General features: G+C 63.3%; 21 protein-coding genes and 1 riboswitch. Of the genes, 8 read left to right on the forward strand and 13 right to left on the reverse strand.

All coding sequences use genetic code 11. From position 1 onward, the window contains the following. Positions 1-1,236 (forward strand): GTPase HflX (hflX, locus tag J0I79_RS19855; protein WP_292862639.1); only part of this gene is annotated, 1,236 nt, incomplete at its 5' end. 6 nt (positions 1,237-1,242) lie between these two features. Here the strand turns inward: hflX and mazG are convergent. The 5 genes from mazG to J0I79_RS19880 form a co-directional block, all read right to left on the reverse strand. Beyond that, positions 1,243-2,067, reverse strand: coding sequence for a nucleoside triphosphate pyrophosphohydrolase (mazG, locus tag J0I79_RS19860; protein ID WP_292862641.1), 825 nt, complete (start codon positions 2,065-2,067; stop codon positions 1,243-1,245). 84 nt (positions 2,068-2,151) lie between these two features. Continuing rightward, the gene (locus J0I79_RS19865; protein ID WP_292862644.1) at positions 2,152-3,336 is read right to left on the reverse strand and encodes an amino acid aminotransferase; all 1,185 of its coding nucleotides are present in this window, start codon (positions 3,334-3,336) and stop codon (positions 2,152-2,154) included. A 124-nt stretch (positions 3,337-3,460) separates the two neighbouring features. After that, a complete protein-coding gene (locus J0I79_RS19870) occupies positions 3,461-4,078 on the reverse strand; it encodes a hypothetical protein (RefSeq protein WP_292862647.1) in 618 nt (205 codons plus the stop codon). A gap of 37 nt (positions 4,079-4,115) precedes the next feature. Continuing rightward, positions 4,116-4,862, reverse strand: a complete 747-nt coding sequence (locus J0I79_RS19875; protein WP_292862650.1) for a CbtA family protein — start codon at positions 4,860-4,862, stop codon at positions 4,116-4,118. A gap of 103 nt (positions 4,863-4,965) precedes the next feature. Then, positions 4,966-5,175, reverse strand: coding sequence for a CbtB domain-containing protein (locus J0I79_RS19880; protein WP_292862653.1), 210 nt, complete (start codon positions 5,173-5,175; stop codon positions 4,966-4,968). Positions 5,176-5,217: 42 nt separating this feature from the next. Continuing rightward, positions 5,218-5,303: riboswitch (adenosylcobalamin (AdoCbl) riboswitch) on the reverse strand. Between the two features lie 47 nt (positions 5,304-5,350). On the opposite strand from J0I79_RS19880, the gene J0I79_RS19885 reads away from it, so the two are divergent. The 5 genes from J0I79_RS19885 (at position 5,351) to J0I79_RS19905 (ending at position 9,212) form a co-directional block, all read left to right on the forward strand. Then, on the forward strand, positions 5,351-6,022 hold the full coding sequence (locus tag J0I79_RS19885) for a histidine phosphatase family protein (protein ID WP_366014809.1): 672 nt from the start codon (positions 5,351-5,353) through the stop codon (positions 6,020-6,022). 112 nt (positions 6,023-6,134) lie between these two features. Continuing rightward, positions 6,135-6,653 (forward strand): sigma-70 family RNA polymerase sigma factor, encoded by a 519-nt coding sequence (locus J0I79_RS19890; RefSeq protein ID WP_292862656.1) that lies wholly within the window; start codon positions 6,135-6,137, stop codon positions 6,651-6,653. Then, positions 6,653-7,426 carry an anti-sigma factor gene (locus tag J0I79_RS19895; protein ID WP_292862685.1) on the forward strand — a complete coding sequence of 258 codons (774 nt, stop codon included), beginning with the start codon at positions 6,653-6,655 and terminating at the stop codon, positions 7,424-7,426. Before J0I79_RS19890 ends, J0I79_RS19895 begins: the two co-directional genes overlap by 1 nt. Before the next feature lie 23 nt (positions 7,427-7,449). After that, positions 7,450-8,166 (forward strand): Bax inhibitor-1/YccA family protein, encoded by a 717-nt coding sequence (locus J0I79_RS19900; protein WP_292862687.1) that lies wholly within the window; start codon positions 7,450-7,452, stop codon positions 8,164-8,166. A 167-nt stretch (positions 8,167-8,333) separates the two neighbouring features. Further along, on the forward strand, positions 8,334-9,212 hold the full coding sequence (locus J0I79_RS19905) for an aldose 1-epimerase family protein (protein ID WP_292862690.1): 879 nt from the start codon (positions 8,334-8,336) through the stop codon (positions 9,210-9,212). Here the strand turns inward: J0I79_RS19905 and J0I79_RS19910 are convergent. Further along, positions 9,203-10,162: an agmatinase gene (locus J0I79_RS19910; RefSeq protein ID WP_292862693.1), complete on the reverse strand. Its 960-nt coding sequence runs from the start codon at positions 10,160-10,162 to the stop codon at positions 9,203-9,205. The two genes, J0I79_RS19905 and J0I79_RS19910, sit on opposite strands and share 10 nt — an antisense overlap. Before the next feature lie 201 nt (positions 10,163-10,363). On the opposite strand from J0I79_RS19910, the gene J0I79_RS19915 reads away from it, so the two are divergent. Both J0I79_RS19915 and J0I79_RS19920 read left to right on the forward strand, forming a co-directional pair. Further along, a complete protein-coding gene (locus tag J0I79_RS19915) occupies positions 10,364-10,870 on the forward strand; it encodes a GNAT family N-acetyltransferase (RefSeq protein WP_292862696.1) in 507 nt (168 codons plus the stop codon). A gap of 206 nt (positions 10,871-11,076) precedes the next feature. Next, entirely contained in the window at positions 11,077-11,817 is a 741-nt protein-coding gene (locus tag J0I79_RS19920) for a GNAT family N-acetyltransferase (protein WP_292862699.1), read from the forward strand. Between the two features lie 25 nt (positions 11,818-11,842). On the opposite strand, the gene J0I79_RS19925 is transcribed toward J0I79_RS19920, so the two are convergent. From J0I79_RS19925 to J0I79_RS19955, 7 genes are all read right to left on the reverse strand, one after another. Continuing rightward, positions 11,843-12,661 carry an MBL fold metallo-hydrolase gene (locus J0I79_RS19925; RefSeq protein WP_292862702.1) on the reverse strand — a complete coding sequence of 273 codons (819 nt, stop codon included), beginning with the start codon at positions 12,659-12,661 and terminating at the stop codon, positions 11,843-11,845. Positions 12,662-12,663: 2 nt separating this feature from the next. Beyond that, entirely contained in the window at positions 12,664-13,458 is a 795-nt protein-coding gene (locus tag J0I79_RS19930; RefSeq protein ID WP_292862705.1) for a TatD family hydrolase, read from the reverse strand. Further along, positions 13,458-15,011, reverse strand: a complete 1,554-nt coding sequence (gene metG, locus J0I79_RS19935; RefSeq protein WP_292862708.1) for a methionine--tRNA ligase — start codon at positions 15,009-15,011, stop codon at positions 13,458-13,460. Before metG ends, J0I79_RS19930 begins: the two co-directional genes overlap by 1 nt. Positions 15,012-15,152: 141 nt before the next feature. Continuing rightward, positions 15,153-16,208, reverse strand: a complete 1,056-nt coding sequence (locus tag J0I79_RS19940) for a DNA polymerase III subunit delta' (protein WP_292862711.1) — start codon at positions 16,206-16,208, stop codon at positions 15,153-15,155. Further along, entirely contained in the window at positions 16,205-16,879 is a 675-nt protein-coding gene (gene tmk / locus J0I79_RS19945; RefSeq protein ID WP_292862714.1) for a dTMP kinase, read from the reverse strand. Before tmk ends, J0I79_RS19940 begins: the two co-directional genes overlap by 4 nt. 82 nt (positions 16,880-16,961) lie before the next feature. Then, on the reverse strand, positions 16,962-18,125 hold the full coding sequence (locus J0I79_RS19950; RefSeq protein ID WP_292862717.1) for a D-alanyl-D-alanine carboxypeptidase family protein: 1,164 nt from the start codon (positions 18,123-18,125) through the stop codon (positions 16,962-16,964). Positions 18,126-18,223: 98 nt separating this feature from the next. Continuing rightward, entirely contained in the window at positions 18,224-19,444 is a 1,221-nt protein-coding gene (locus J0I79_RS19955; RefSeq protein WP_292862720.1) for a septal ring lytic transglycosylase RlpA family protein, read from the reverse strand. Between the last annotated feature and the right edge of the window lie 222 nt (positions 19,445-19,666).

Raw genomic sequence — 19,666 nt, forward strand, 5'->3', positions numbered from 1 at the left:
CGTTCGGCCGAGGCTCGCCACGACGAGGCCGTCGGACTTACCCGCGCCATCAACCTCGACCCGATCCATACGGCTGTCGTGACGGTCAACGACCCGCGCCCCGCGACGTTGCTCGGCAGCGGCAAGATCGAGGAACTTGCTCAGATCGTGAAAGAGGGGCACGCGGAACTTGTCATCGTCGACCATCCGCTGACGCCGGTGCAGCAACGCAATCTGGAGAAGGAATTCAACGCCAAGGTGCTCGACCGCACCGGGCTCATTCTCGAGATATTCGGTGAGCGTGCGCGCACCAAGGAAGGCACACTGCAGGTCGAGCTCGCGCACCTGAACTACCAGAAGGGGCGCCTTGTTCGCAGCTGGACCCACCTCGAGCGGCAGCGCGGCGGCGCCGGTTTCCTCGGCGGTCCCGGTGAAACCCAGATCGAATCCGACCGGCGGCAGCTGCAGGAAAAGATCATCAAGCTCAAGCATGAGCTGGAAACGGTCCGCCGCACACGCGACCTGCATCGCGCCAAGCGCAAGAAAGGGCCGTTCCCGGTGGGGGCGATCGTCGGCTACACCAATGCCGGCAAGTCGACGCTGTTCAACAGGCTGACCGGGGCCGGGGTGCTGGCGCAGGATATGCTGTTCGCCACGCTCGACCCGACGCTGCGCCGTGTGCGGTTGCCGCACGGCACGCCGATCATTCTTTCCGACACGGTCGGTTTCATTTCCGATCTGCCGACACATTTGATCGCCGCTTTCCGCGCCACGCTGGAAGAGGTGGTCGAGGCCGATCTGGTCATTCACCTGCGTGACATTTCCGATCCCGATACGGCAGCGCAGGCCGAGGATGTCGAGCGCATCCTGGCCGACCTCGGTGTCGACGCCGGTGACACCAGCCGCGTGATCGAAGTCTGGAACAAGATCGACCGGCTGGACGAGGGCAACAGGAACCGCCTGCTTGCCGATGCAGCGGATGGCAGCAAGGGCCCGCCGATTGCGGTATCGGCGGTGACTGGCGAGGGCATCGATGCGCTGAAGGCCGTCATCGAGACGCGGATGGCGGGGGAGCTCGAAGACCTGACGGTGACGGTCGAGCCGGCCCAGTTCGGCCTTGTCGACTGGCTTTATCGCAATGGCGATGTCATCTCACGCACCGACAATGACGACGGCAGCGCCACGATCTCGCTCAAGGCCACGCAAAGCGCCCGTGAAGAGATCGAAAGCCGATTGCGCCGTAAAAACAACGGCTGAGGCAGGTTACTTCGCGCTCTTTGCTTCCTGCCAGAGCGCTTCCATCTCATCCAATGTCGCCTTCTCCAGCGTGCCGCCGGACTTTTCCACGGCCTGCTCGACATAGTGGAAGCGCGAACGGAATTTCTCGTTTGTGCCGCTGAGCGCCGCCTCCGAATCGACCTTCAGGTGGCGGCCGAGATTGACAACCGCGAACAGCATGTCGCCGAACTCGTCCTTGATCGACGCGGTCTCGCCCTTGGCCAGGGCTTCGCGCAACTCACCGATCTCTTCCTCGATCTTGTCCAGGATCGGGGCGGCCTCACTCCAGTCGAATCCGACACGCGCGGCCTTTTCCTGAAGTTTCAGGGCGCGGGTCAGGGCGGGCAGGGCGACGGGAACGCTGTCCAGGAACCCCTTGCCATTGTCTTCGGGATCGAGGCCGCGCGCCAGGCGAGCCTGCCGCTTCTCGGCCTTCTCCTGCGCCTTGATCTTTTCCCACATGCCCTTAGCCATGCCGGCGCTGCGCGCCGTCTCGTCGCCGAAGACATGTGGGTGACGGCGGATCATTTTGGTCGTGATGGCCTCGACCACGTCGCCGAAGGCGAATTCGCCGGCCTCCTGCGCCATCTGGGCGTGGTAGACGACCTGCAGCAGGAGATCACCCAGTTCGTCGCGCAGGTCGTCGAGATCGCCGCGGGCGATGGCGTCCGCCACTTCGTAGGCTTCTTCGATCGTGTAGGGGGCGATGGTCGCGAAATCCTGCTCGATGTCCCATGGACAGCCGGTCTTCGGCGCGCGCAGCGCCGCCATGATCTCGATCAGGCGCGAAATGTCTTTCGAAGGTGTCATGCGGCCGATGCTATCGCGCGCCAGGCCGCACGGCCAATGCCGCCGGCCGGCGCGGGCGCCTTGTCCACAGTTGAGCGTGCCGGATCAGTCCAGAACCGAGACGATCGCCTTGGCAAGATCGTCCATCCCGTCTTCCGGCAGGCCAGCGACGTTGATGCGGCTGTCGCCGACCATGTAGACGCCATGCTCCGTGCGCAGGCGCTCGACCTGCGCTTCGGTCAGGCCGAGCCGCGAGAACATGCCGCGGTGGCTGGCGACGAAATCGAAACGGTCTGAGTTGGATTGCCGGCGCAGCGCTTCGGCGAACGCGACGCGAAGCCTCAGCATGCGCAAGCGCATCTCTTCGAGCTCTGCTTCCCAGTCGGCGCGCAGGGCGTCGTCTTCCAGCACGATGCGCACCGCGGCAGCGCCATGGTCGGGCGGCATCGAATACATGGCGCGCGCCGCCGACAGCATCTGGCTCATCGCCACGTCGGCCTGGGCACTGTCCCTGGCCAGGACCATCGCCGCGCCGACGCGGTCGCGATAGACGGCGAAATTCTTCGAGCAGCTCGACGCGACGACCATTTCGGGAACCTTGGCGGCGAGCAGCCGCAGGCCGAGCGCATCGGCCTCCAAGCCATCGCCGAAGCCCTGATAGGCGATGTCGACGAAGGGGAGAAGGCCACGCTCGACGACGAGATCGGTCACGGCCTCCCATTGAGCCGCGTCCAGATTGGCGCCGGTCGGGTTGTGGCAGCAGCCATGCAGCAGCACCACGTCGCCGCTGTTTGCCGTGCGCAGCGCCGCCAGCATGGCGTCGAAGCGAACGGCCCCCGTGGCCGCGTCGAAATAGGGATAGTCGCGAATCTGCAGCCCGGCAGCGCGCATGACCGGCATATGGTTCGGCCAGGTTGGATCCGACAGCCACACGGTTGCGTCGGAGCGGGTGCGCTTCAGCAGTTCCGCCACCAGACGCAGCGCGCCTGAACCGCCGGGAGCCTGTGCGGCGCGAATCCGCGTCAGGTCGGCGCCCGGACCAAAGGCGAGCTTTGCCATCACCGTGTTGAAAACGGTATCGCCGGCGAGGCCGAGATAGGTCTTGGTGTCTTGGCTGTCCAGCAGCCGCTTTTCGGCCTCGCGCACGGCGCGCATGACCGGGGTCCTGCCGTCGCGATCCTTGTACACGCCAACACCGAGGTCGACCTTGTTGGGACGCGGATCGGCACGATAGAGGCCGATCAGGGCCAGAATCTTGTCGGCGGGAGCTGGCTGCAGGTCTTCGAACATGATCATGGTTCCGTTGGCGCGGCGGAGTGATACGCAAATGGAACGGGATGCACCAGAGCTTTCGCCGCAAAACATTGTGCCGGTGGCAATCGGCCATCCAGAACCATGTTGTCGGCGCAAGGGCTCAGGCGGGCGTCGCGGGTCCATTGCGGCGGTTTGACCGCGGGGCGCCCCTCAAGGCACGCAATGCGACAGCCGCGATGATGGCTAGCGCCGCAAATGTCGCCAGGCTGGGCGCATGAAAGGGTACATCGCGCCATCTGGGAGAGATGACGTCAGCCGTGTTGAATGCTTCTCCGCTGAACTGGCACATGACGAAGGAGGCATGGTTGCGAACCATGTCGGCGTCGATGTCTGATATCAGGGCATCCACGCCTTCCTTCTGGCCGTCCATCTTGCGCATGTAGACGAGCAATGCCTGCGCCGCCGACAGATAGGCGTGAGAGCATTCGTTGAACGGGCTGTCTTCGTCGCGCAAGCTGCCCGGCACCAGTCCCCACAGGCAGTAGCTGTACTGGATGTTTCCGTAATTCTGCAGCCGCCTGAAGGTCAGATCGGTATTTTGCTGTCGCGATGCGACGTCGAGGATTCTGTTGCGATAATCAGCAATCACCGCCATCTGGCCATGGGTGAGGCTTGGTATGGCTATGCCGCTGGTCGGGCCGCCAGTGCTGGTCCGGTGGGCAGAGGCGGGCAACGACGACGCAGAAAGCAGGACGGCGCCCACCAGGAGCGCCGCCATATGGCTTGTTGATCTGCCTGCGTGGCCAGGCATCGGCCTATCGCAGGGCGGGGCGGGCAGATGCGGGGCGCGAGAGTTGACCGGCGAAGCTGCGCTCGACAATCGCGCCAAAGCCGAGGCCCAGCACGGTCCACAGAACGACGTGGATGCCGAGCGAAGCGACGCGGAAGCGCCACAGGAGATCGGCCGAGAACTTTTCAGGCACTTCGTTGATCGTCGGCAACGCGTACATGGCAATCGCTATGACGATGACAAAGGCGGCTCCAGCGATGATGGATGCATTCCAGCCGCCATGCTGGGCCCAGAGCCGGCGCGCCAGCCCTATGGTCGCGGTCAGCGCGGCGATGGAGATGACCAGCATGATGAAGAACAGTTCCGTTCGCGATCCGATCGTGTCGGGATTGCCGACCGAGGGCGGATTGGCCGGATATTTGAGATCGGGAACCAGAACGATGGCGACGAAACCGGCGAGAGCCAAAAGCGCGGCGGTGCCGCGCGGTCCAAAGCTGCTGACGCGGCCATAGGTATAGGCGAACACCAGCGCGAACAGCCCGCCGATCGAAGTGGCATAGACCAGCACGCCGGTCAGAAGACCGAAGCCTGCCTGTGTCGGGCGGCTGACGAGCTCAGGCTCCGGCGTTTCGCCGGCGGCCTGTGCCGTGGCTTCCTCGAAAGCGATGGCGCGGTCAACCTGCGGTTCGCCATAGATCTTGGCAAAGCCGAATGCGAGAATTCCTGCGAAAAGGCCGACCAGCATTCCGCGAAGCAAAAGATTTCCAACCATATCCGTTGTCCCCAAGTCATGATCCGGAAAGCTCCCCGGCTTTCGCGATGATCAAGCACCAAACAAATTCATCAAGACGCCATCCGTGAGGGATGGCCCAGGCCTAATGACAGGGGAAACCGAGCAGGTGGCGGCCGTCATGCACCCATTCGTGCACATACATGCCCGAGATCATCGACGTCGCGCCTTCTTCCGCGCCAACGAAATAGATGGCCAGCAGGCAGAGAAGCCCGCCGAAGATGGCCCACGGCAAAAGTTCCTTTACCGGGATCGGCAGCGGACCGTAAGTTGGTGCAAAGGTCGTATTCGACATCGAGGCTCTCCTGGGATCCTGCGTCCCGTTCATCAAATCACCTACGGGAGAAGGCCTGACTTCCGGCGAGATACCGCCGGTCACAGTGGCGCGACCGTGCCGGATTTTCACCGGCTTCCAAACCCGTAACCTGCTGGCGAGCCTATTCAGCCGGCGTTATTGCTGTCAACGAGATGTGATCGACAACACGAGAACGTGTTCGCTTCATGCAAGTTGGACGGGCTTCAAAAAGGCGAGGAGGGATGAGGGCTTCATGCACGGACGGCTGACGATGATCTGCAGCGGTATTACCGCCGGGACAAGGCGTGGTGCGTTTCCGTCGGATGAACCGGCCGAAGCGAAATCGCTGGCGCTGGCCGAGGCGATGCGCGCGACGCTGCCGCACGCCGACCGTGTCTGGTCCGCGCCGGCGCTGCGCGCCCGACAGACGGCCGAGGCTTTGGCGCTGAAAGCATCCGTCGAGCCATTGTTGGCCGATCAGGATTTCGGGAGATGGGCAGGCAGGCGCCTGGAGGACGTACAGGCGGCCGAGTCCGAGGCTGTCGCCGCCTGGCTCACGAATCCGGATGCGGCTCCCCATGGTGGCGAGTCGCTGGCCGATGTCGCACGAAGAGCATCGCGGATGGTGGATGGCTTGGTAGCCGAGCGTGGCCACACAATCGCGTTGACCCACGCCAGCGTTATCCGCACCGCGATCCTGCATGTTCTCGGCGCGCCGCTTGCCGCCAGCTTGAAGATAGACATTGAGCCGCTGAGCATCACCGACTTCCGCAACGACGGCCGCCGCTGGGTCCTGCGGGCTTGCGGCGTTCCCGGACCGAGGCCGGCGATTTCGCGCCAGGGGTAGAGAGCGCCAACGGCCAATGCCTCAGGAGGTTCAAATCGGCCCAGGCCGAAATAATTGGCGTTGCGAGGATTAAAATCCCCACATGCTCCGTAAACAGGGCATGAAACGGTCGATGCCACGCTTTGACATCATAGGACAGCTCGGGCCGCTGCGGCGTTACGCGCGTTCGCTGACGCGCGATGGCACCGAGGCCGAAGATCTGGTGCACGATGCGCTGGTGCGCGCCTATGAGCGCCGCGGAACCTTCCGTTCGGGCGGAAACCTGCGCGCCTGGCTGTTGTCGATCGTCCACAACACCTTCATCGACCGGATGCGCTCGCGCCGCTCGGAAGCGGCGCGCCTCGAACAGGCCGGATATCTTACCGATGCCAGCACGCCGGCACCGCAGGAGCATTCCGTGCGCCTTGCTCAGGTGCGCGACGCGTTCTTCAACCTGCCTGAAGAACAGCGATCGGCGCTGCATCTGGTGGCTATCGAAGGGCTTTCCTACCAGCAAGCGGCCAATGCCACCGGCGTGCCGCTGGGAACGCTGATGTCGCGCATCGGCAGGGCGAGGGCAGCCTTGCGCCAGATGGAAGAGGCCGCGCCGGCTCGCGGCAGGAATCATCTCAGGATCGTGGGAGACGACTGATGACCACTCTTGTCGATCCAGTGACGGACGCCGATTTCGACGCCTATGTCGACGACCAGCTCGACGTCACCCGCCGCATCGAGGTCGAAGCGTTCCTGTCCACCCGTCCGGAGGCCGCGGCGCGTGTGATGGCGGATCTCAGGACCCGCGATGAGCTGCGGGTGGCGCTTGCCGCCTCCAAGGGCATGGCGCGCCCGGCAACGGCCGACGCCGCGCGGCGGCTGGAGCGGGGGCTTGCCCGGGGCCGCATCTTCGGTGTGCTGCAGCGCGCGGCGGCGGTTGTGGCTTTCGTAGCCGCGGGCTGGCTGGCCAACGGCATCATCGGCCCGATGTCGGTGACCAAGGTCGTCGCTTCGCCCCAGCCGCCCGCCTATGTGGAGGAAGCGGTGAGGGCGCACAAAACGACACTGGTGCGCGAAACCATGTCCTCGCAGACGGAAGCGCCGAACTACAATGCCGGCGAGATCCGTGCCGCGACCGCGATCGTCATGCCGTCGCTGCCCAAGGACTGGAAAGTACGCGACGTGCAGATCTACCCGTCGCGTTTCGGCCCAAGCGTCGAGATGGCTCTCGATACGAAGGACATGGGCCTGGTGTCGCTGTTCGCGATCAGGCCGGGAAGTTTCGACGTCGTCAAGCCGACCGTGGCGCCGTCGAGCGACATCTCGTCCGCCTATTTCCAGATTGGCGAGGTCGCCTACGCGGTGGTTGCAAAGAGCGGCGTCCATGACCTCGACCGTGCCGCCGAGACGCTTGCCAGAACCCTCTACTGATCGATTGACCAAGGAGATTTGAAATGAATACCCCCAATCTGGGCTACCGCGTCGGTGCCGGCGCCCAAACCGGAGCCGTTTTCGACGAGGGCCTGCGCCAGCACATGCTGCGCGTCTACAACTATATGGGCCTTGGCCTGGTCGTTACCGGCCTCATCGCCTACATGGTGTCCTCGACGCCGGCGCTTTACGTGCCGATCTTCTCCAGCCCGCTGAAATGGGTGGTGATGCTGGCGCCGCTGGCCTTCGTGCTGCTCTTCTCGTTCAAGATGCAGACCATGTCGGCCGCGAGCGCCCAGGCGATGTTCTGGGCATTCTGTGCCGTGATGGGCCTTTCGCTGGCCTCGGTGTTCCTGGTCTTCACCGGCACCAGCATCGCGCGCACCTTCTTCATCGCCGCCACCATGTTCGGCGCCACCAGCCTCTACGGCTACACGACAAGGCGTGACCTGACACAGTTCTCGTCATTCCTGATCATGGGCCTGATCGGCGTGGTGATCGCCAGCATCGTCAACATCTTCCTCGGCTCGACCGCGCTGCAGTTCGCCATCTCGGTGATCGGCATCGCCGTGTTCATCGGCCTGACCGCCTGGGATACGCAGACGATCAAGGAGCAGTACGCCGAGAATTTCGACGCGGAATCGCGTCAGAAGCTCGCCGTGTTCGGCGCCTTTTCGCTCTACTTGAACTTCGTCAACATCTTCCAGTTGTTGCTGAATTTCACCGGCGAGCGCGAATAACCACTCTCCGTTGTGGGCAAGGGCGTGGGCTATCGCCCTTGATACGGAGAGGTGGCCGGAGGGGAAACCTTTCGGCCACATTTCGTTCGAACGAAACCCCGAAATCTTTAAGTCCATAAGCGCTTTTGCTAGTCTGCCCCGGCAGTCTCAAACCGACGCGAGGACACATGGCCCTGGACAGCCACACACTTCACGGCGACGGTGTTTCGGCTGTCATAGTCGGGCAGGGCGCCGAGCTGGTCTCGTTGCGCGGCGACGATGGGTTGGAGTTCCTGTGGCAGGCCGGGCCGGAATGGCGGCGCCATTCTCCCGTGCTGTTTCCCATCGTCGGCAGGCTCAAGGGCGACCAGTTGCGCCATGGTGGCCAGACCTATCCGATGACACAGCATGGGTTTGCGCGCGACAAGCCGTTCGCGTGGGCGGAGAGGGGGCCTCGGTCCTGCACACTTGTTCTCACTGATGACACGCAGACGCGCACGCATTACCCGTTCGCTTTCCGCCTTGCCGTCAGCTACGCGCTGGATCACCAGCTCAGCGTGACGTTCGAGATCACCAACACCGGTGAGGAAACCCTACCGGCTTCGATCGGGGCCCATCCGGCGTTCAATTGGCCGCTGCTGCCGGATATGCCCAAGGAAGCCTACAGGCTGACCTTCGCCGATGACGAACAGGCGCCGATACGCCGGTTGAAAGAAGGTCTGCTGCTGCCAGCGGCGCAGCCTACGCCTATCAAAGGCAACACGCTCGCGCTCTCCGAGCGGCTCTTTGACGACGACGCCGTTATTCTGGACCGTCCCTCCAGCACCAGCGTGCTGTATTCAGCCGGGCAGGGGCCGGCGATCGAAATGTCATGGCAGGGGTTCAACGAGCTTGGCATCTGGTCCAAGCCGGGCGGCGCGCCGTTCCTGTGCATCGAGCCCTGGCATGGCATCGCCAGTCCCGTCGATTTCGACGGCGACTTCGCCGACAAGCCGGGCGTCATGCTGATCAAGCCCGGCGCGAAACGGGTGCTGGGCTACCAGGTCAATCCGCATCATCAACCGTGATGGGGAGGCGCTCCGTGTGCCTCGATGATGGGTTCTAGTCCCTGCTGACGGACAACGGCGCCGACGACATTGACGAGAATGCGCGCGGCGGTCAGGGCCGAGAGGCTGTCGATGTCGGCGGGCGGGTAAAACTCGACAAGGTCGAACCCGGCAATCCTGCTCCGCTTGCCGAGGCCCGAGATCAGGTCAATCACCTGCGTGTAGGTGAGGCCGCCGGGCGTACGCGCCGCGACGCCCGGCATGACGCCGGGATCGAGGCTGTCGCAATCGAGAGTGACGACAACCCGCGCGCCCTCCGGAATATGCCGAAGGGCAGCCTCCACGCCCTGAGCATGAATCTGGCGAGCGGTTACGAAGCGGCTGCCGTAGCGCTGCGCTGCCTCGACTTCGGTTTGGCGCGCGCTGCCGACACTGCGCAAGCCAACCTGGACAATGCCGGCGACGTGCGGCATCTCGCTCGCCCTGCGCATCGGGCTCGAATAGCCGTAGCGCTCGCCAAGCACTTCGTCGCGCCAGTCGATATGGGCATCGATCTGCAGGACCCAGACCGGCCCGTGGTCCGCAAAGCCGGCCAGAAAGGGAATGGTGACGGAGCAATCGCCGCCGATGAGGATTGGAATGGCCGGCATCGACAGGGTCTCGCGGATTCTTGCCTCGATCCGGGTCCGGTTGCCGGCATTGTCATGCAAGGAGGTCACGATATCGCCGGCGTCAACGCAGCAGGCCGGCCTGCCATCAAACAGCGGGCCGCCAAGATCGAAATCCCAGTGCTCGACGAGCGGAGCGTCACCCTGACTTTCGGCGCGGATGGCGTCAGCGGCGAGGGCGTAGCCGCTGCTGTCCTTGCCGGGATAGGTGCTGCCGTGGCCGACGCCGGAGATCACCATGCGAGGTGTCACGCCATCGGCGAGGCGATCGGGAAAATTGAGAAAGGAAGGTGGAGCGGCCATCTTATTGGTTAGCTGAGTGAGGAAGCGCGACAGGGAAGCTCAAGGGTAGTCGCTTCACCGGTCCGGCGCCATCGTCCAATTCGGTATCCCTTGTTAAGGCAATTTCCGGATGCGACACCCGCTCTCCTGGAGAATTGGCTTGCCCGGAAGTTGCCATTCCAGCAGACACAGCGGTGATGGGATCGGCTTGAGGGAATTGGGATGCGTGACTTTGAGCTACGTCTGGCCAAGGACGAGGATCTCGCCCGATTGCAGCTCATTTCCGCGCAGGCTCGTGAACGGTATCGCGCATTCCCCGAACTGGCTCATATCGCCGATGCTCCTCCGTTGCCCCGCGGCAGGTTCGAGGCCTGTCGTGTCGAGGTAGCTGTAGGACGTGAGGACCCCGAGCCCATCGGATTTGTAGCCGTCAGACTTCTCGACGGATCGCTGTATCTGGACAATATCTCGATTGCACCTGATGCATCCGGGCGCGGTATAGGGTCGACGCTTCTGTCCTCAGCTATCAATCACGCAGCCGCCTTACGGGTTCCTGCGGTGTCTTTGACCACATTCAAGGAACCACCGTGGAACGGACCATGGTTCCGAAAGCGCGGGTTTCAGCCCATGCGTGGCGATCAGATTGGTGCTGGGTTGCGCGGAGTAATGGAGCGCCAATGGCAAACGCTTGATCCAGGCAGCCGAGAGACGCTGGCGTATTTTCTGTAGAGGCTTCCTGCGTGCCGTAAGAGGACGGTGTCCTTTGCCACCCATGCGCGGTCACTGGGTTTTCTGTAAGTCGCATAAGATAGATTATGGAACTGATGAGTGAGAGTGAACCAGGAAATTCCCGATATTTTTCATCGGCTTGATATCGAGCGGCCTGTTGTGTTGCCATGATGTGTACCGCTAGGCTGCCTGGCATGACGAGGTCAATGCCGACAATCGAGACAGCCATCGAGGTGTTCGTGCGCGGCCACAGCGCCGGCAGGAGCCGCACCTTTCCATACCAAATCAGTCGCGTCGGAGCTCTGTGGTGGATGCGCGACGCCGAGCGCAAAAACGCCCGTGACTACCGCAAGGAAGAATGGATCGCCTATGACGTCACACCCGAGGACGTCGATGCGACCGCGCGCCGGCACACGCGCGGCCATTTCTACCTTGGTGTGGTGATCGCCATGGGCACGCCAGATGCGCCGGTCAGAGCTGCGTACAAGGCGCTTGGCTACCGGCTGGTCGGAACCGAAGGTTTTTTCGTGCAGCCGCTCAGGCATCTTCCGAGCGCACCGGCTGTTTCGCAGTCCGTCGAACGCGTTCGCACGCCCGAGCTGGCGTCGCGTTTGGGCAAGATCACGCGCAAGCGGCCGATCGCGGACGATTTGCTGAGCGACGATGCTCCGTTCCGTCAGTATGTAGCCCTTGATGGCCAGGAGATCGTCGGGCGCGTGCGCAGCGTGGACGCCGCCGGCGCCACATGGTGCGCCGACATGTTTGTCGAACCATCGCACCGGCGCCGCGGGATAGGACGGGCGCTGCTCTCTAGGATGCTGCACGATGACAAGGCCAAGGGTTCGGCATGCTCGGTGTTGACAGCCACACATACAGGCGCGCTGCTGTACCCACATGTCGGCTATCAGCGGATCGGCACACTGCTCATGCTGGGTCCAAAGAGCTGAGCAGTCTTGTGAGATGTCCTAAGTATCACGCTGATTTATAAGGGATATCGATCACCATGCCATCATATGCCGGCTCGACACTGTCCGGCGTTTCGGCCATCACCGTGGCGTAGTCCAGCGGAACATGCATATGGGTCAGGACGGCGTGTCTCGGCGCCAGCCGTTCGATCCATTCAAGCGCCTGGCCAAGCGACAGATGGCTCGGATGCGTCTTGTACTGCAACGCGTCGATGATCAGGACATCAAGCCCGTTCAGACGCGCGGCGGTGGACTCCGGAAAGTCGCTGATATCAGGGCAATAGGCGAGCCCACCGACGCGAAAGCCGAGCGAGATGATGTCGCCATGGACCTGCGGCAGTGGATCGAAGGTGAGGGCACCCCCCTCTCCTTCGATCACGACCGGCCTTGCGTGGTCGATGATGTGGGCCGTGACGATCGGCGGATAGGAGCTGCCCGAAGGCGTCTCGAAGCAATAGCCGAACGCCTGGCGCAGGCGCAGCATCGTCGGCTCGTCGGCATGGACATCGATCCGGTGACGCTGGTCGAGGACGAAGCCGCGCAAATCGTCGATGCCGTGGATGTGGTCGGCGTGCGGATGCGTATAGATCACCGCATCGAGGCGCTTTACCGACGCCAGCAGCATCTGCTGGCGGAAGTCCGGTCCGGTGTCGATGACCACCGTCGTGCGGCCGCCATTGGACGCGATCCGCTCGACCAGCGCGGCCGTGCGCATGCGCCGGTTCCTCGGATCGTCCGGGTCGCAATTGCCCCAGTCGCCGGTGATGCGCGGCGTACCTGGCGAGGAGCCGCAGCCGAGTATCGTGACGCGCAGCCTGTCGCTCATGCCTATGCGACCCGCTTATCCGGGCGCGGCATCTTTCCAAACAGCCGAAAGAAATTGTCGGTCGTCAGGGCGGCGACCTCGGCCTCGCTGACGCCGATCGTGTCGGCCAGCACCTTGGCGGTGTGGGCGACATAGGCCGGCTCGTTGCGCTTGCCGCGAAACGGTATCGGCGCCAGATAGGGCGCGTCCGTCTCGACCAGCAGCCGGTCATGCGGCACATCGGCGGCGATGGCGCGCAGCTCGGGCGAGTTCTTGAAGGTCAGAATTCCCGAGAACGACACATAGCCGCCAAGCGAGACGCCGACCTCGGCCAGGCGGCGGCCCGAGGAGAAACAATGCAGGATGAAGGGGAAGGCGCCCTTCCCTGTTTCGTCCTCGAGGATCGCGGCCATGTCGTCATCGGCGTCGCGCGAATGGATCACCAGCGGCAGCCCTGTTTCCCGAGCTGCCGCGATATGGTTGCGGAAGCCTTGCGCCTGGGCATCGCGCGGCGCCTTGTCGTAGAAATAGTCCAGCCCGGCCTCGCCGATCGCCACCACCTTCGGATGCGCCGACAGGCGCACAAGATCGGCCGTGGTGACGTCGAGCTCTTCAGCGGCATTGTGCGGATGGGTGCCGACCGAGCAATAGACGTCATCGAAAGTCTCGGCGATTTCAAGGATTTGCGAAAACCGCTTCACGCGCGTCGAGATCGTCACCATGCGGCCGACCCCAGCCGCCTTGGCGCGGGCGACGATGGCCGCCCGCTCCTCTGCGAAGTCCGGAAAATCCAGATGGCAATGGCTGTCGACGAGCATCAGCCGCTCGCACCCGGCTGGTCGACATAACGCGGAAACACGCCTTCCGGTACCGGCAAAGCGGTGCCCGAAACCAGCGCATGGTCGGCGTGGACATGCACGAAATCGCGTCTGTCCGCCGGCACCGCCAGCAAATCAAGCAGCTTCGCAGCCGACCCTGGAATGAAAGGCTGAGCCAGCACGGTGATGCGCCGCACAACTTCCGCCGTCGTCCACAGCACCGTTTCCATGCGCTCCGGATTGGTCTTCTTCAGCGCCCAGGGTTCCTGTCCGGCGAAATATCTATCGGCGTCCGCCACAACGCCGAAGATCGCCGCCAGCGCCAGATGAATGCCTTGCTCGGCCATCGCCTTGCGTGCGGTGTCGAGCGCGGCGGCAGCCTGGTCCAGGATCGTCTTGTCGGCATCCGTCAGGTCGCCGCGCTTCGGCACCGCGCCGCCGCAGTTCTTGGCGATCATCGAGAGCGAGCGCTGCGCCAGATTGCCGAGACCATTGGCGAGGTCGGCATTGGTGCGGTTGACGATCGCCTCATGGCTATAGCTGCCGTCCTGGCCGAAGGGCACTTCGCGCAGGAGGAAATAGCGCACCTGATCGAGACCGTAATGCTCGACCATGGTGAAGGGATCGACGACGTTGCCGACCGATTTCGACATCTTCTCGCCGCGGTTGAACAGGAAGCCATGGCCGAAAACGCGCTTCGGCAACGGGATGCCCGCCGACATCAGGAAGGCCGGCCAGTAGACCGCATGGAATCGCACGATGTCCTTGCCGATGATATGGGCGTCCGCTGGCCAGAAACGCCATTTCTCATCGTTTTCATCGGGATAGCCGACACCGGTGATGTAGTTTGTCAAGGCGTCGACCCAGACATACATCACGTGCTTTTCGTCGCCCGGCACCGGGACGCCCCAGTCGAAGGTGGTGCGCGAGATCGACAGATCCTTCAATCCGGATTTGACGAAGCTCATCACCTCGTTGCGGCGCTCGGCTGGACCGATGAAGTCGGGCTGGCTTTCGTAGAGCGCGATGAGCTTGTCCTGGTAGGCGGAGAGGCGGAAGAAATAGCTTTCCTCCTCGACCCATTCGACCGGCGTTCCCTGAGGTCCATAGCGGACATTGTCGGGCCGGACCTCTGTCTCCTCCTCGCCGTAATAGGCTTCGTCGCGCACCGAATACCAGCCGGCATAGCCGCCCTTGTAGATGTCGCCATTGGCGTCCATCGCCTTCCAGATCGCCTGCGAGGAGGCGTAATGCCGTTCTTCCGTGGTGCGGATAAAGTCGTCGTTGGAGGCGTTGAGCGCGGTGGCCATGCGCTTGAATTCAGCCGAATTGCGATCGGCGAGTTCGCGCGCCGAAATGCCTTCGCGCTTGGCCGTCTGCAGCATCTTGATGCCGTGCTCGTCCGTGCCGGTCAGGAAGAAGACTTCTCTGCCGTCGAGCCGCTGGAAGCGCGCAAGCGCGTCTGTGGCGATCAGTTCGTAGGCATGGCCGATATGCGGCTTGCCGTTCGGGTAGGAGATCGCTGTCGTGATGTAGAATGTGTCGCGTGACATGGATGGGCCGTCATGAATGTCTGAATGGAAACCGTGGCGGTGGATATCGCATCGGGACGGCGATTGCCATCCCGAGCCCGATGCATGCCGCCCAAAAGTGGCCCCGGTTTCGGGGCAACGGCATGCATCAAGAAAAGGCCGTCACATTCGCATCACAGACTTCAGGCGGTCGATCATGGTCAGGGCGTGCTGCTTCTTGTCGAGATTGTAGGTGTCTGTCTCAGATACAGCGTCCAGCGCTTCATGCCAAGTGTCCGACAGCGTTTTGGCCCGCGCCAGATCGCCGGCCAGGGCGGCATCGCTCGCCGCATCGGACAGAAGATCGAGCGCACGGCGATTGAAGATGTCGAACTGAATCGCCTGATCGCGCCCGGCCACGGCCTCGGCGAGGCGATAGGCTCCGGCGACGTCGCTCTTGCCCGCCATCACCAATGCATCGAGCGTCTGGGCGATCTCCAGTCCGCCATATTGCGTCAGAAGGATAGCGTTGCGGGCGCTGCCCCCTGCCCGCTCGATCAGTGCCGCCCGCGCTGCCGGGTCCTCCGGGGGCGGCGGTTCCGCGGTCTCCAGCACCGCCAGCAGTTCGCCGGCGTCGAGCGGCGTCAGGCGCACCACCAGGCAGCGGGAACGGATCGTCGGCAGCAGGCTGCCCGGCGCATGGACGATGAGAATGAACAGGGTTCGCGCCGGCGGCTCCTCGAGGTTCTTGAGCAAGGCATTGGCGGCATTGGCGTTCATGTCGTCGGCCGGATCGACGATGACCACGCGGTAGCTGCCGTCATGCGAGGTCAGCGACAGGAAACGGCTGACCTTGCGGATCTCGTCGACCGTGACCACGGTCTTGAAGCTCTTGGTCTTATCGTTGAGCGGACGGGTCAGATGCAGTACGCCCGGATGCGCCGCGGTGGCGATCTGACGAAACAGCGACGAGGCCGGGTCGGGAATCGCGAGGCTCTCCGGCGCCTGCTCGAAGGCTGGATGCTTCAGCAAATGATGCGCGAGATGGAAAGCCAGCGTTGCCTTGCCGATGCCAACCGGCCCGGCGAAAATCAGCGCATGCGGCAGTTTTCCCGCGCGGTAGGCGGCGGCAAGCATGGTTGCCGCCTGGTCGTGCCCGACAAGGCGAGGCGTTTCGGACGGTTCTGGGACGCCGTCCAGCGTATCATGCTGTTCCGGCGCGATGCGTTCGAAGATCATGCGGGTGCGGTCTGCCTGTTGCGCACCGGCGCCCTCGCCTCCAGCGCCGCGAAGACGGCCGCGGTGACGACATGCTCGACCGTGTCTTGGTCGGCCGAGGCATCGACGACGATGCAGCGCTCCGGCTCGGCCGCGGCAATCGCCAGGAAGGCGGCGCGGCGCGCCTGATGGATAGTCAGCGTCTCCTTCTCGAAGCGGTCGGCGCCGGCATCGCTGCCGCGCCGCAACGTGGCGCGTCGCAGGCCCTCGGCCGGATCGATATCGAAGATCAGCGTCATATCGGGCATCATGCCGTTGATGGCGACCTGTTCCAGCGCGGCCATGAATGCCGGGTCGAGCCCGCCGGTAACCCCCTGATAGACGCGCGAGGAATCCAGGAAACGGTCGCAAAGCACGATCGATCCGCGCTCGACCGCGGGCCGGATCACCTGCTCGACATGGTCGGAGCGCGCGGCCGCGAACAGCACGGCCTCCATCTTCGGTCCGAAAGGCTCGGCGGCGCCTGAAAGCAGCACGTGCCGGACGGCTTCCGCACCCGGCGAGCCACCCGGTTCGCGGGTGAGCAGGACGTCATACTTCTTGGCGCGCATCTTCCTGGCCAGGCGGTCGATCTGCGTCGACTTGCCTGCGCCTTCGCCGCCTTCGAAGGTGATGAAAAATCCGCGCGCCAAACGAAAGGGCCTTTGTCCGGGTTGGAGTGGATTGATGCGCCCTAGATAGTCCGCGTTCGGCCAAACGTCCATGCCGTCGGTGCTATCGCAGCCAGCCGACCGCCAGTTCCTTGACGGCGTCGAGGGCGCGTTGCGGCAGCGTGCCGACACCGATCGACTCGGCGGCGTACAGCGGTGTCTCCTGGCTGAGTGTATCGCCGATCCAGACGCGCAGCGCGCCCACCGGCTGCCCCTCCTCCACCGGTGCGGCGACCGGGCCGGTATAGATGATCCTGGCCGTCAGCTTGTCGCGGTTGGTGATCGGCAGGAAGATGTCGATCGGACCCTTTGCCTTCAATGTCACGCCGGATTTCGCGCCGCCAAACACCTGCGCTTCGCCGACGATCTCGTCCTTGGCGAAGATCTCGGTTTTCTCGAAAGAGCGGACGCCCCAGTCGAGAAGTTTTCGCGCCTCTTCGGCGCGCTCCTTGTCATTGGCCAGCCCGGTCATCGCCGCGATCACCCTGGTGCCGTCATGGCTTACCGAAGCGACAATGCCGAAACCCGCTGCCTCGCTCGCGCCGACAGCCAGCCCGTCGACGCCGATGTCCATGGCCAGCAGCGGGTTGCGGTTCTTCTGCGAGATCTTGTTCCAGGTAAAATCCTTCAGGCCGTAATAGCGATAGAAATCCGGGTAATCGCGCCAGAGATGCAGGGCGAGCAGGGTCAGTTCGCGCACTGTCGTCTGCTGCCCATCCGCCGGCAGTCCGGTCGAGTTGACGAAAGTCGAGGTCTTGAGGCCGATCTGGCGCGCGCGTTCGGTCATCTGCGCGGCGAAATTGTCTTCCGATCCGGCCATGCCTTCGGCGATGACAATGCAACCGTCATTCGCCGCCTGAACGGTCACGCCCTGGATCAGGTCCTCGAGCCGGATCGCCGATTTGAGCTTGGCGAACATCGTCGATGTTCCCGACGGCGCGCCGCCCTTGCGCCAGGCGTTTTCGCTCACCACGAACGTGTCGTCGAGCTTGAGGCGCCCGGACTTGATGGCGTTGAAGACCACTTCCATGGTCATCAATTTGGCCATCGAGGCTGGCGGGATCGGCTTGTCGGCGTCTTTCGAAAACAGCACCGTGCCGGTATCGGCATCGATCATGAAGGCCTGTGTGGCCTTGGTCTCGAAAAGCTGCGCCTGAGCCGGCACCAACGAAAGCAGGAAGCCGAGGAGAACAAACCCGGCGAAAGGCTGAAGCAAGCGAAACTGCATGAAATTCGACCCGTTGGCCGGTCCCTCCGGCAAGCCCGCGAAACTATCGGGCTTTTTGCGGAGCGGATCAACCGCTCAGCGGAAATGCTGGTGTCAAATCAATCGCGCACGGCCAATGCATCGGGCGCGCCGTGCGACCATGCCGCCTGCAGCAACTCGTCCACGCCGCCATGGCCGTCGGGATAGAGATTGACGGCGTACCAGTCATTGCCATCGAGATCGGAACGTTGGATCTCTATCCTGCCGAAGGGCTCGAGGGCGGCCGCGATGCGCTTTGCCTCGACGGCATTGTCGAAGGTCCCGGCGGCGACATAGGCCGAGCTGGATGGAGATGCTTTCGGGCTGGATTTCTTCCACGACCGCAGGATGTCGGCGGGCGACATGCCGCTGTCATCCATCGCCGCGAAGACATCCGCCCGGCGCACGCGTTCATCCGCGTAGGACAGCGAAGCCATGGCGAATGGCGATTGCGGCGGCAGGCCCATTTCCGGGCGCTCCGGCACGATCGGCCCGAAATCGGGCAGCGTCAGATCTCCGAACGACGGCGATTGCGCCGACATGACCGGCTGAACTGCCCCTGAATCCGTCATCTGACCCGGAAACGGTACGGCCGCGCCACCGACGGGAAGACTTGGCGACGGTCCGTTCATGGCGACCATGACGCCGCTCGGCAGGCCATCGGACGGATCCGGTATCCGGTTGCCCGGGTGATAGGAGGCCATCAGATATTGATCGTCATCGCCATCCAGAGGGGCGCGGCCGACATATTCGACCTTCACCTTCGCGGTGCCAACCTTGGCATAGTCGAGCATCTGCGCGGCGCGCTCCGAAACATCGATGATGCGGCCTTCGTGATAGGGGCCGCGATCGTTGACGCGCACGATGACCGAACTGCCGGTTTCGAGGTTGGTGACGCGGGCATAGCTCGGCAGCGGCATCGTCGGATGCGCCGCCGTCAGATGCGTCATGTCGTAGACTTCGCCGTTGGCGGTCAACCGGCCGTGAAAGGCATCGCCATACCAGGAGGCCAGGCCAACCTTGGCGTAGCGCTTTTCTTCCTTCGGATAATACCACTTGCCCCGAACCTGGTAGGGCTTGCCAAGCTGGTCGCGACCACCGCCGCGCCGCATGAATTGGACGCGCGGGCTGGCCTTCACGCCATATTCGGATTCGGCGAAATATTCCTTGGAGCGGGTCTTCTTGTAGACCATGCCCTTCGGCTCGGGCTGTGATGCGCACGCAGCAAGCAGCATTGCCGAAAGGGCAAGCAACGCATATCCGGAAGCACGGCGTAGACGCGGACGCGCCGTAGTCTGCATTTCCTGATGTCCCCTACTCAACCGGATGCCGAAGAGCCAAAACACTCATTCGACAAATATCAACGGCGCTTGAACCCCGATCCTTTGTGCGCAGGAATTGTTTATCAGCCTATTAACCGATTGTGACCGGAACCGGGCAAGATTGTGGCATCGCCGCCGCCCACTCTACCGGGGAACAGTCGCGCTTGATGCTTGCCGGTTGACAGGTCTTTGCCGGGCACT

It is taken from the genome of Mesorhizobium sp., assembly GCF_017306585.1.
Taxonomy (GTDB): Bacteria; Pseudomonadota; Alphaproteobacteria; order Rhizobiales; family Rhizobiaceae; genus Mesorhizobium.

Bases quoted from the DNA above. Each gene is read 5' to 3' on its own strand.
- J0I79_RS19870 (WP_292862647.1), bottom strand. From the start codon at position 4,078: ATGGCGGCGCTCCTGGTGGGCGCCGTCCTGCTTTCTGCGTCGTCGTTG.
- J0I79_RS19930 (WP_292862705.1), bottom strand. From the start codon at position 13,458: ATGCTCGTCGACAGCCATTGCCATCTGGATTTTCCGGACTTCGCAGAG.
- J0I79_RS19865 (WP_292862644.1), bottom strand. From the start codon at position 3,336: ATGTTCGAAGACCTGCAGCCAGCTCCCGCCGACAAGATTCTGGCCCTG.
- J0I79_RS19910 (WP_292862693.1), bottom strand. From the start codon at position 10,162: ATGGCCGCTCCACCTTCCTTTCTCAATTTTCCCGATCGCCTCGCCGAT.
- J0I79_RS19875 (WP_292862650.1), bottom strand. From the start codon at position 4,862: ATGGTTGGAAATCTTTTGCTTCGCGGAATGCTGGTCGGCCTTTTCGCA.
- mazG (WP_292862641.1), bottom strand. From the start codon at position 2,067: ATGACACCTTCGAAAGACATTTCGCGCCTGATCGAGATCATGGCGGCG.
- J0I79_RS19925 (WP_292862702.1), bottom strand. From the start codon at position 12,661: ATGAGCGACAGGCTGCGCGTCACGATACTCGGCTGCGGCTCCTCGCCA.
- J0I79_RS19880 (WP_292862653.1), bottom strand. From the start codon at position 5,175: ATGTCGAATACGACCTTTGCACCAACTTACGGTCCGCTGCCGATCCCG.
- metG (WP_292862708.1), bottom strand. From the start codon at position 15,011: ATGTCACGCGACACATTCTACATCACGACAGCGATCTCCTACCCGAAC.
- J0I79_RS19920 (WP_292862699.1), top strand. From the start codon at position 11,077: ATGCCGACAATCGAGACAGCCATCGAGGTGTTCGTGCGCGGCCACAGC.
- J0I79_RS19940 (WP_292862711.1), bottom strand. From the start codon at position 16,208: ATGATCTTCGAACGCATCGCGCCGGAACAGCATGATACGCTGGACGGC.
- J0I79_RS19905 (WP_292862690.1), top strand. From the start codon at position 8,334: ATGGCCCTGGACAGCCACACACTTCACGGCGACGGTGTTTCGGCTGTC.
- J0I79_RS19890 (WP_292862656.1), top strand. From the start codon at position 6,135: ATGCCACGCTTTGACATCATAGGACAGCTCGGGCCGCTGCGGCGTTAC.
- J0I79_RS19900 (WP_292862687.1), top strand. From the start codon at position 7,450: ATGAATACCCCCAATCTGGGCTACCGCGTCGGTGCCGGCGCCCAAACC.
- J0I79_RS19955 (WP_292862720.1), bottom strand. From the start codon at position 19,444: ATGCAGACTACGGCGCGTCCGCGTCTACGCCGTGCTTCCGGATATGCG.
- J0I79_RS19895 (WP_292862685.1), top strand. From the start codon at position 6,653: ATGACCACTCTTGTCGATCCAGTGACGGACGCCGATTTCGACGCCTAT.
- J0I79_RS19950 (WP_292862717.1), bottom strand. From the start codon at position 18,125: ATGCAGTTTCGCTTGCTTCAGCCTTTCGCCGGGTTTGTTCTCCTCGGC.
- J0I79_RS19915 (WP_292862696.1), top strand. From the start codon at position 10,364: ATGCGTGACTTTGAGCTACGTCTGGCCAAGGACGAGGATCTCGCCCGA.